This is a genomic window from Micromonospora sp. DT81.3 (assembly GCF_049847225.1).
Taxonomy (GTDB): domain Bacteria; phylum Actinomycetota; class Actinomycetes; order Actinomycetales; family Microbacteriaceae; genus Microbacterium.
The window spans coordinates 380215-389136 of sequence record NZ_JBNCNY010000001.1 but is presented as its reverse complement, the minus strand read 5'-3'; the positions used below and the strand labels follow the sequence as shown (position 1 = coordinate 389136).

The following is an 8922-nucleotide window of genomic DNA, read 5'->3' as shown; positions in this document are numbered from 1 at the left end:
CCCCCCGTCGGCCCCGCGCGACCGGCCCGCCCCCCCCGCGGCGCCGCGCGCCCGGGGCCCGCCCCGGCCCTCGGTGTGGTCTACGGCGTTCTTCGGCCCGCTCGGCGTCGCGCTCGCTGCGGCATCCGTCAGCAGCAGGCGAGCTCCGCCCCGGCGAGCGCCGGTGCGCCGGCGAGGCGGCCCTGCCGGGAGATCGGACGCGGCCATGCCGCGCGCACGGTGCCACGCGCGGCGGTGGCGGCCGCGAGCCCGGGCGTGGCGCGCTCGGCCATCGCGTGGGGAGCGGTGAAGCGGTGTCGCGACGTCGGTGTCGGCGCGGCCGTGCGTTCGGCGATGCGAGCGAGAAGCAGGTGCTCGCGGTCGAGCCGCGCGGAGTCGTGTCGGTACTGAACTTCAGCGGCGTGGATCGCGTTCAGCATGATTCCTCCTGGGATCACTGGTGTTCTGATACCCAGAACGTAGGCGCAACCTCCGACATTTCACTCGGGCGGCGAGGTGTCCGTAACTGACGCATCCATGGCAGTCGGACGCCGTCGCTCCGCGTCCGCGGATGCCGTGGCGCGGTCGCCCGGATGCTTCGGGCGGCCGCGTCCGTCGGCGCTCGCGCTGTCGTTCTCGCCGCGCGCGACGTGAATCCGCGCAGCGCACGCAGGATTCAGCAGCGCGGGTTGCTCTCGGCACGGCATGTGCGGCGGCGCAGCGAGGCAGGTTGGCCGCACCCGGCCACGCCTCATCGTCGATGTCCGAGCTCCGACCTACCGTGGATCCATGCGCATCCTGCACACCTCCGACTGGCACATCGGCCGGTCCTTCCACGGGCATTCCATGCTCGAGGCGCTGCGCGGTGTGCTCGAGGCGCTCACGGCGCAGGTGCGCGAGCACCAAGTGGACGTCGTGGTGATGGCCGGCGATGTCTTCGACTCCGCCACGCCCGCCGCCGGCTGCTTCACACTGCTGACCGACACCCTGGCGGCGATCCGCGCCGCGGGCGCGCAGGTGGTGGTGACCAGCGGCAACCACGATTCCGCCGCACGTCTCGGCTTCCAGTCGCGTTTCCTCGGCATGGCCGGCATCCACGTCCTCACCGACCCGCTCGCCGTCGGCACCGCCATCGCGCTCGACGACGAGCACGGGCCGGTGCACTTCTACGGGATCCCGTTCCTCGAGCCCTCGCTCGTGCGTCACCTCTGGCCCGACGCCGACCTGCACTCGCAGGCTCAGGTCATGGCGCACGCGATGGGACTCGTGCGCACCGACCTCGCCGAGCGCGGTGGTCGCTCGGTGGCCATCGCCCATTGCTTCGCAGCCGACGTCGAGCCGACTCCCGGGGTGGAGCGCGAGATCCGGCAGGGAACCCTGGATGTCGTCCCACTGGCCGCCTTCGACGGGCCCGACTACGTCGCGCTGGGTCACATCCACGGGCGGGCCCGGCTGTCGGAGCGGGTGCGCTACGCGGGCGCGCCGCTGCACTACAGCTTCGGCGAGGCCGACAAGCCTCGGGGCTCCTGGCTGGTGCAGCTGGATGCCGCGGGCCTTTCGCACGTCGAGTGGGTCGAGCTGCCCGTTCCACGCCGGCTGCAGACGCTGCGCGGCACGCTCGACGAGCTGCTGACCGACGTCTCCTACGAGGTGCACCGCGACTCCTGGATCTGCGCGCAGCTGACCGATGCGACCCCGCAGCTCGAGCCGATGCGCAAGCTGCAGAGCCGCTTCCCCTGGTGCGCGATGATCCAGCCGGACCCGCAGGGGCGTCCCGCCCCCGACGGCGTGTCCTACGCTGCCCGAAGGGGGGCGGCACGAACGGATCCCGAGCTGATCGACGCATTCCTCACGCACGTGCGTGCCGGCGAGGGTGCGAGCGAGCAGGAGGCGGCACTGGTCTCGGATGTCGTGACCGAGCGTCGGGTGTCCGAGGTGCTGGCATGAGGATCCACCGCTTGGAGGTCGAGGGGTTCGGTCCTTTCCGCGACCGCCAGAGCGTCGACTTCGACGCCTTCGCCGATGAGGGCATCTTCCTCATCTCCGGCCGCACCGGCGCCGGAAAATCCAGCATCCTCGACGCGGTCTGCTTCGCGCTGTACGGCAACGTCCCCCGCTACGAAGAAGGCGACAAGCGCCTGCGCAGCGACCACAGCGAACCGGGCGATCCGACGCAGGTCGTACTCGAGTTCTCCACCGGCGACCGCCGATGGCGCATCGAGCGCTCGCCGGAGTTCGATCGCCTCAAGAGGCGCGGCGGCGGCACCACGATCCAGGCTCCCGAGGCCCGCATGTTCGAGTGGGTCGACGGGTCGTGGCAGGGGCGGGCGGCGCGACCGCGCGATGTCGGAGTGCTGCTGGATGAGATTCTGGGGCTGAACCAGCAGCAGTTCCTCCAGGTCATCCTGCTCGCCCAGAACCGGTTCGCCCGCTTCCTGCTCGCGAAGAACGACGAACGGCAGACCCTGCTGCGCACCCTCTTCGCCACCCGGCGGTTCGAGGAGTACGAGCGCGCGTTCGAGCAGCGCCGCAAGGACGCCGGTGAGGCGATGGCCCTGCAGAACCAGGCCCTGCTGTCGGACCTCGAACAGGCAGAGGCGCTGCTCGACGAAACTCCGCTTCCCGGCGCCGGAGAGGGAGAACCGGCGAACCTCGACCTCGCCGTCCGTCTCGGCCACGTGCAGCAGGGTGCTCTTCGTGCACGGCACATCGTCGAGACCGCGACAGCGGAGGAGGCGACCGCGACGGCGGCGCACGCCGCCGCCGAGAAGCGCTCAGCCGAACTGGTCGCGCAGGCCGAGAAGCAGCAGCGGCGAGATCGCTCGCGCGCCGCACTGCAGGCACTGGAGGCTCGGGCAGGAGCCATCCGCGGCGACCGCGCCGAATTCGCCGACGCCCAACGTGCAGAGGCTCTGCGTCCGGCGATCGATGGCGCGCGCAAGGCCCTTGTCGCGCTCACTGCGGCGACGGCCCGGGAGGCATCGGCGCGAGAGGCCTGGCTTGCCGCGGGTGAAGAAGATGCGGGACCGACCGAGCTCGACGCGCTCGTCTCCACGTTGACCCGGGAGGTCGGAGAGTGGTCGGCGGCCCTGCCGGCTGAACGCGGCATCCCCGGAGCGGAAGCCGACGTCGCCCGTTTCGAGGCCGCACTCGCGTTGCTCGACGCACGGCTCGCCGAGGCGGACGCGAGCCGGCTCGGGCTGCCCGCGCGCATCGCCGCGCTCGACGATGCGCTGGCAGACGCGACACGTGCCGGTGCCGGGGCGGAGGACGCCGCGGATCGGGTGCGGGAACTGGAGGGGCGCCGTGGCGCCGCGGCGGAGGCGGCCACCCTCCTGAAGGCGGCCTGGGTCGCCGAACGCGCGGCCATGGACGCCGGTTCCGCGTTCCGCGCCGCATCCGCGGCCCTCGACGAGCTTCGGGAGCGGCGCCTGGCCGGCTACGCGGGCGAGCTCGCCGAGGCCCTCGTCGCCGGAGAGTCGTGCGCCGTGTGCGGTTCACTGGAGCACCCGTCCCCGGCGCCGCGCGGCGGCGACCCGGTCACCCCGGAGGCGATCGCGGAAGCCGAGGCGGCGAAGGGTGCCGCCCTTGCAGCGGACGTCGCGGCGACGCGGCACCTGCGCGCGGCCGAGCAGGCGACCGCGGATGCGGCGGCCCGCGCCGGTGGGCAGAGTGCAGACGAGCTCGATGGCCTGCTGGCCGATGCGCGCGGTGCGGCTTCCGCGGCATCCGAAGCCGCCACCCGCGCCGAAGCGCTGCGAGCCGACCGGGAGGCGCTCGTCGCCGAGGCTGCGACCCTTCAAGAACTTCGCGAGAGCGTCGCGGCGGAGCGATCGATCACGCTGGCCCAGCTGGCGGCGGCACGGGGGTCGCTCGAGCACGCCCGCCGGACCGTGGAGGCGGCTCGGGGGGATTTCGCCGGCGTCGGCGAGCGGATCCGTGCCACCGAGCGGCGGATCGGTCTGGCCGCCGAGCTCGCGGACGTGCTCCGGGCGACGGCGCGCCTCGCGGATGCGGCGACCGCGGCGGCGGACGACCTGGAGGAGCGCCTCGCCGAAACCGGATTCGACGACCTCGCGTCGGCAACCGCCGCCCTGCGGGAGCCCGCCGTGCGCACCGCGCTCGACGCGCGCATCCGCGAGTTCGACGCGCAGCTGGCCGCCGAGAAGGCAACTCTGATGCCGCTCGAACTGGAGATGCTGCCCGAGCACCTCATCGACACGGAGGAAGCAGCCACGGCGCTGGCAGTCGCCGAGGCGCTCTGGCGCTCGGCCGTCACCGCACGCGCCCAGGCGGAGCAGCGTGCCGATGTGCTCGCCGACGCGGCCGCCAGGGCCGAGTTCGCCTACGACGCGATCGCCGCGCTCGCCGCCGAGGTGGCCGTCATCGAGCGCCTCGCCCACACCGTGTCGGGTCGGGCGCCGAACACCCGCAGGATGAAGCTTGAGACGTTCGTGCTCGCGGCCGAACTCGAAGAGATCGTCGCCGCCGCCAACGTGCGCCTCGGCGAGATGTCGGGGGAGCGGTACAGCCTGCAGCACTCGGACGCGCTCGCCGCGCGCGGCGCCGCCTCCGGTCTCGGGCTCGAGGTTCTGGATCGCTACACGGGACGCCCGCGCCCTGCGCAGTCGCTCTCGGGCGGGGAGACCTTCCTCGCGTCGCTCGCGCTCGCGCTGGGACTGGCGGAGGTCGTGACCGGTCGCGCGGGAGGAATCACCCTCGACACGCTCTTCATCGACGAGGGCTTCGGCGCCCTCGACGCCGAGACGCTCGACATCGCGATGCGGACGCTCGACGAGCTGCGCCAGGGAGGACGAACCGTCGGCGTCATCAGCCATGTGGAGGCGATGAAGGAGCAGCTGCCGGCACAGCTGCTCGTCGAGGTCACGCCCGAGGGATGGAGCGCGGTCCGCCAGGCGACGCTCGCGGCGACGTATTGAGCCCGCCACCGGCGCACATCGCCGTTTCCTGCCCCGACCGAACTGACGGGCGTCATTGTGACGCCGGGGGCCCGGGTGTACGCTTCGGCCACCGAATGCGCTCGGGGGGAGCGTCTGGGGCGGTCGCTCCTGCCCCCTGTCGACGGGGCAGCCGCCACGCCCGCACTCCCAACGATGTGAATCGGAGCATTGCATGAGTCTCACCCGTCGGGCGCGCCGCGTCCTCGCCGCCGTCGTCGCCGCCGTGGTCTTCACGGGGAGCGGCGTCCTCACCACGAACGCGGCGTACGCCGCCCCGCCGCTTCCCGCGAAGATGGCGGCGATCGGGGACTCGCTGTCGCAGGCGATCATGACCTGCAGCTCTCTGGTGTCCTGTACGTCCAACAGCTGGTCGGTGGGGACCAGCGGCTCGGTGGCTTCGCACGCGGCCAGGCTCCGAGGGCTCGGCGCGAGCCTGACGACCTACAACAACGCCGTCACCAGCGCGAAGTCGGCCGGGCTTCCCGCTCAGGCGACGAAGGCGGCATCGCAGAACGTGAACTACGTCACGATGCAGATCGGCGGAAACGACGCGTGCACCCCCACGGTCGCGGGGATGACTCCGACGGCGACGTTCGACGCGAACGTCCGCGCGTCGCTTGCCACCCTGGCGGCCAGCGCGAGCCACCCGGACATCTTCGTCGCCAGCGTCCCCAACCTCAAGCGGCTGTGGGAGGTCAACAGGACCAGCTTCTCGGCCCGCCTGACCTGGGCGACGCTCGGCCTCTGCAAGTCGATGCTCGCCAACCCCTCCAGCACGTCGACCGCCGACATGCAGCGCCGAGATGCCGTGCAGCGCCGGGTGAACGAGTACAATGCGGTGCTCGCCGCCGCGTGCACCGCGACGCCGAAGTGCCGGTGGGACGGCGGCGCAGTCGCGAACTACTCCTTTTCGCGTGCCGACATCTCCACGAGGGACTACTTCCACCCGTCCGTGACCGGCCAGGCCGCCCTGGCCCGGGTCACCTGGGCCGCATCGCAATGGGTGCGCTGACGACGCTTAGGCTGGCCTCATGAACAAGAGCACGATCTGGACGGTTCTGGGCGTTATCGCGGCGATCGTGATCGCCTGGGTGCTGGTCGACCTCGTCTTCTCGGTGCTCTGGTTCATCGCCAAGGCCGCCGTCGTCGCGGTCGTCGCCCTCGTCGTCTTCTTCGTGCTGCGCAACGTCTTCTTCAGCCGCTCCGATTCGGACGTCTGACCCCGCGGCCCTCGGCCACACTCTGGAGGTCGTCGACATGGAATCCGTGCTTCTCTCGGCACCCGAGGGAATCCTGGCTCGCCTCGGCTGGGATCCGCGCCTCGATGAGAGCGCCCGCATCCTCGCGCTCGCGCGCGAGCTCGTCGCCGAGCACGAGGGCGTCGAGGAGGGGTCCGTCAAGGTGGACTACGAGGCGTCTCCGCAGCTCGGGCACTTCGTGAACGTCGAGGCGACAGTCGCGGGCAACCCCGTCCCGCTGAACATCAAGGCGGCGAGCTTCCGCACCGCGACGGTGGTGGCGGTGGCCGATGCCGCGGTGCCGATCGGCCTCGACATCCGGGTCCTGCAGCCCGATCCGATCACGCTCCGCGAGATGCGGCGGCACTCGCATCTGATCAACGGCGGCACCGACCGGGAGCTTCTCGCCCACTGGACGCGGGTGCAGGCTGTGCTCGCCGCCGACGGCCGCGGTCTGCGCGTGCACCCCGAGCAGGTGCGGATGGATCCGCCCCGCAACAAGGGCTGGGTCGCGGATCGTCGGATCTACTACCGCCTTCAGGATCTGTCGCGCGACGCCTGGGTCATCACGCTCGCCTACGGCGGCCTTCCCAAGCGCTGAGGCGGTGCGGCCCGTTCAGGACCCCTCGGGCAGCGCGGTATCGAGTTCGGCGAGCCACGCACGTGCGTTGCCGTCCGACGGGGCCCGCCAGTCGCCTCGCGGCGACAGCGACCCCGCGGGCGACACCTTCGGGCCGTTCGGGATCGCCGAGCGCTTGAACTGCGCGAACGCGAAGTAGCGCTTCAGAAAGACGCGCATCCACCGGCCGATGGTCGGCAGGTCGTAGGCGTAGTGCTCGTCGTCCGGGAACCCGGGCGGCCACGCCCCGGCGTCCTTGTGCCCCCAGGCGTGCGACGCGAGGAAGGCGATCTTCGAGGGGCGGAATCCGAAGCGCAGGATGTGGAAGAGCGTGAAGTCGTGCAGCGCGTACGGCCCGATCGCGTCTTCGGTGGACTGCACCTTGCCGTCTTGACCGGCGGGCACGAGTTCCGGGCTGATCTCCGTGTCGAGCACCGATTGCAGCACCGTCACGGCCTCGCTCGACAGCGTGGTACCCGACTCGTCGCGGTGCCCGTGCGCGATCACCCAACGGATGATGTGCTGGATCAGCGTCTTGGGCACGCCGGTGTTCACGGCGTAGTGGCTCATCTGGTCGCCGACGCCGTACGTCGTCCAGCCGAGAGCGAGCTCGGACAGATCGGAGGTGCCGATCACCATCCCGCCGTTCTGGTTGGCCAGCCGGAACAGGTAGTCGGTGCGCAGGCCCGCCTGCACGTTCTCGAACGTGATGTCGTGCACGGGCTCGCCATCGGCGAAGGGGTGCCCGATCTTGGTGAGCAGTTCGATCGCGGCATCCCGGATGTCGATGGTCTCGATCGACGCGCCGATGGCCTCGGCCAGGGCGATGGCGTTGGATTTCGTGTGATCGGATGTCGCGAAGCCGGGCATCGTGTACGTCAGGATGTCGGAACGAGGGCGCCCCATGCGGTCCATGGCTCGCGCCACCACGAGCAGGGCATGGGTCGAGTCGAGGCCGCCGCTGACGCCCAGCACCGGTTTCGGCCCGCCGATGGCCTCCATTCGCTGCACGAGCCCCGAGACCTGGATGTTGAAGGCCTCGTAGCAGTCCTGCGCGAGGCGGGCGGGGTCATCGGGCACGAAGGGGAAGCGGTCCAGCGGGCGCCGGAGCCCGATGTCGGACGACGGCGGGTCGAGCTCGAAGTGCACGGTGCGGAAGCCGTCGATGCGAGAGGAGTGGGTGCGGCGGTTGTCATCGAACGTGCCCTGGCGGTATCGGTCCTGCCGGAGGCGGTCGAGGTCCACGTCGGCCACGGACCGACGGGGGCCGTCCGGAAAGCGCTCCGTCTCGGCGAGCAGCTGTCCGGCCTCGTAGATCATGGTCTGGCCGTCCCACGACACATCGTTCGTGGACTCGCCCATTCCGGCGGCGGCATATGCGTACGCCGCGAGACATCTGAACGACTGCGACTGCGACAGCAGCTTCCGGTCGTCGGCCCGAGCGATCGTGATGGGGCTCCCGGAGAGGTTGGCGAGCACGGTCGCACCGGCCAGCGCCGCCTCGGACGACGGCGGGATGGGGACCCAGTAGTCCTCGCAGACCTCGACGTGCACGACCAAACCGGGTACGTCGAGCGCTTCGAACAGCAGATCGGGCCCGAAGGGGGCTTCGACGCCCCCGATCACGAGGTAGTCGCCGCTTCGATCGTCTCCCGGTGCGAACCATCGGCGCTCGTAGAACTCGCGGTAGGTCGGCAGGTACGACTTGGGTGCGACGCCGAGCACCTCGCCGCGATGGATGACCACGGCGCAGTTGTAGATGCGGCTGCGGTGACGAAGCGGCGCCCCGATCACCAGCATCGGGAAGAGCTCCGTGGATGCCTCGACCAGGCGCTCGATCGCGGCCTCGACGGCGTCGAGCACGGGATCCTGCAGCACGAGGTCCTCGAGCGAGTACCCGGTCAGGCAGAGCTCGGGGAAGACGGCGACGGCGACCGCTTCGGCATCGCATTCGCGGGCCGCTGCGAGCACCGACTCGGCGTTCGTGGCCGGGTCTGCGATGGCGAGGGGGATCGTGCAGGCCGCGACGCGCGCGTACCCGTGCCGGTAGGCGCTGTCGAAGGGCAGTGTCTGCACGGTCATGGGTTCAGTCTTTCAGCCCGGGCCGCGGCGCGCACGCTTCGGT

The 8922-nt window shown here is 71.2% G+C and carries 7 protein-coding genes; 5 read left to right on the top strand and 2 right to left on the bottom strand.

The window, feature by feature from the left end; translation table 11 throughout:
• Positions 1-128: 128 nt before the first annotated feature.
• A complete protein-coding gene (locus ACPW96_RS01805; RefSeq protein WP_425881803.1) occupies positions 129-419 on the bottom strand; it encodes a hypothetical protein in 291 nt (96 codons plus the stop codon).
• 349 nt (positions 420-768) lie between these two features.
• On the opposite strand from ACPW96_RS01805, the gene ACPW96_RS01800 reads away from it, so the two are divergent.
• The 5 genes from ACPW96_RS01800 (at position 769) to ACPW96_RS01780 (ending at position 6779) form a co-directional block, all read left to right on the top strand.
• Positions 769-1926, top strand: a complete 1158-nt coding sequence (locus ACPW96_RS01800; protein ID WP_425881802.1) for an exonuclease SbcCD subunit D — start codon at positions 769-771, stop codon at positions 1924-1926.
• Positions 1923-4919 (top strand): AAA family ATPase, encoded by a 2997-nt coding sequence (locus tag ACPW96_RS01795; protein ID WP_425881801.1) that lies wholly within the window; start codon positions 1923-1925, stop codon positions 4917-4919. The genes ACPW96_RS01800 and ACPW96_RS01795 overlap by 4 nt, the downstream gene beginning before the upstream one ends.
• Positions 4920-5112: 193 nt before the next feature.
• A complete protein-coding gene (locus ACPW96_RS01790) occupies positions 5113-5952 on the top strand; it encodes a GDSL-type esterase/lipase family protein (RefSeq protein ID WP_425881800.1) in 840 nt (279 codons plus the stop codon).
• Positions 5953-5971: 19 nt separating this feature from the next.
• Positions 5972-6160: a hypothetical protein gene (locus tag ACPW96_RS01785; protein ID WP_425819764.1), complete on the top strand. Its 189-nt coding sequence runs from the start codon at positions 5972-5974 to the stop codon at positions 6158-6160.
• Positions 6161-6197: 37 nt separating this feature from the next.
• Positions 6198-6779 carry a hypothetical protein gene (locus tag ACPW96_RS01780; RefSeq protein ID WP_425819766.1) on the top strand — a complete coding sequence of 194 codons (582 nt, stop codon included), beginning with the start codon at positions 6198-6200 and terminating at the stop codon, positions 6777-6779.
• Positions 6780-6794: 15 nt separating this feature from the next.
• Here the strand turns inward: ACPW96_RS01780 and ACPW96_RS01775 are convergent, their stop codons facing one another.
• Positions 6795-8879: an NAD(+) synthase gene (locus ACPW96_RS01775; RefSeq protein WP_425881799.1), complete on the bottom strand. Its 2085-nt coding sequence runs from the start codon at positions 8877-8879 to the stop codon at positions 6795-6797.
• Between the last annotated feature and the right edge of the window lie 43 nt (positions 8880-8922).

Coding starts and splice junctions, on each gene's coding strand:
- ACPW96_RS01805 (WP_425881803.1), bottom strand. CDS start 419: ATGCTGAACGCGATCCACGCCGCTGAAGTTCAGTACCGACACGACTCC.
- ACPW96_RS01800 (WP_425881802.1), top strand. CDS start 769: ATGCGCATCCTGCACACCTCCGACTGGCACATCGGCCGGTCCTTCCAC.
- ACPW96_RS01795 (WP_425881801.1), top strand. CDS start 1,923: ATGAGGATCCACCGCTTGGAGGTCGAGGGGTTCGGTCCTTTCCGCGAC.
- ACPW96_RS01790 (WP_425881800.1), top strand. CDS start 5,113: ATGAGTCTCACCCGTCGGGCGCGCCGCGTCCTCGCCGCCGTCGTCGCC.
- ACPW96_RS01785 (WP_425819764.1), top strand. CDS start 5,972: ATGAACAAGAGCACGATCTGGACGGTTCTGGGCGTTATCGCGGCGATC.
- ACPW96_RS01780 (WP_425819766.1), top strand. CDS start 6,198: ATGGAATCCGTGCTTCTCTCGGCACCCGAGGGAATCCTGGCTCGCCTC.
- ACPW96_RS01775 (WP_425881799.1), bottom strand. CDS start 8,879: ATGACCGTGCAGACACTGCCCTTCGACAGCGCCTACCGGCACGGGTAC.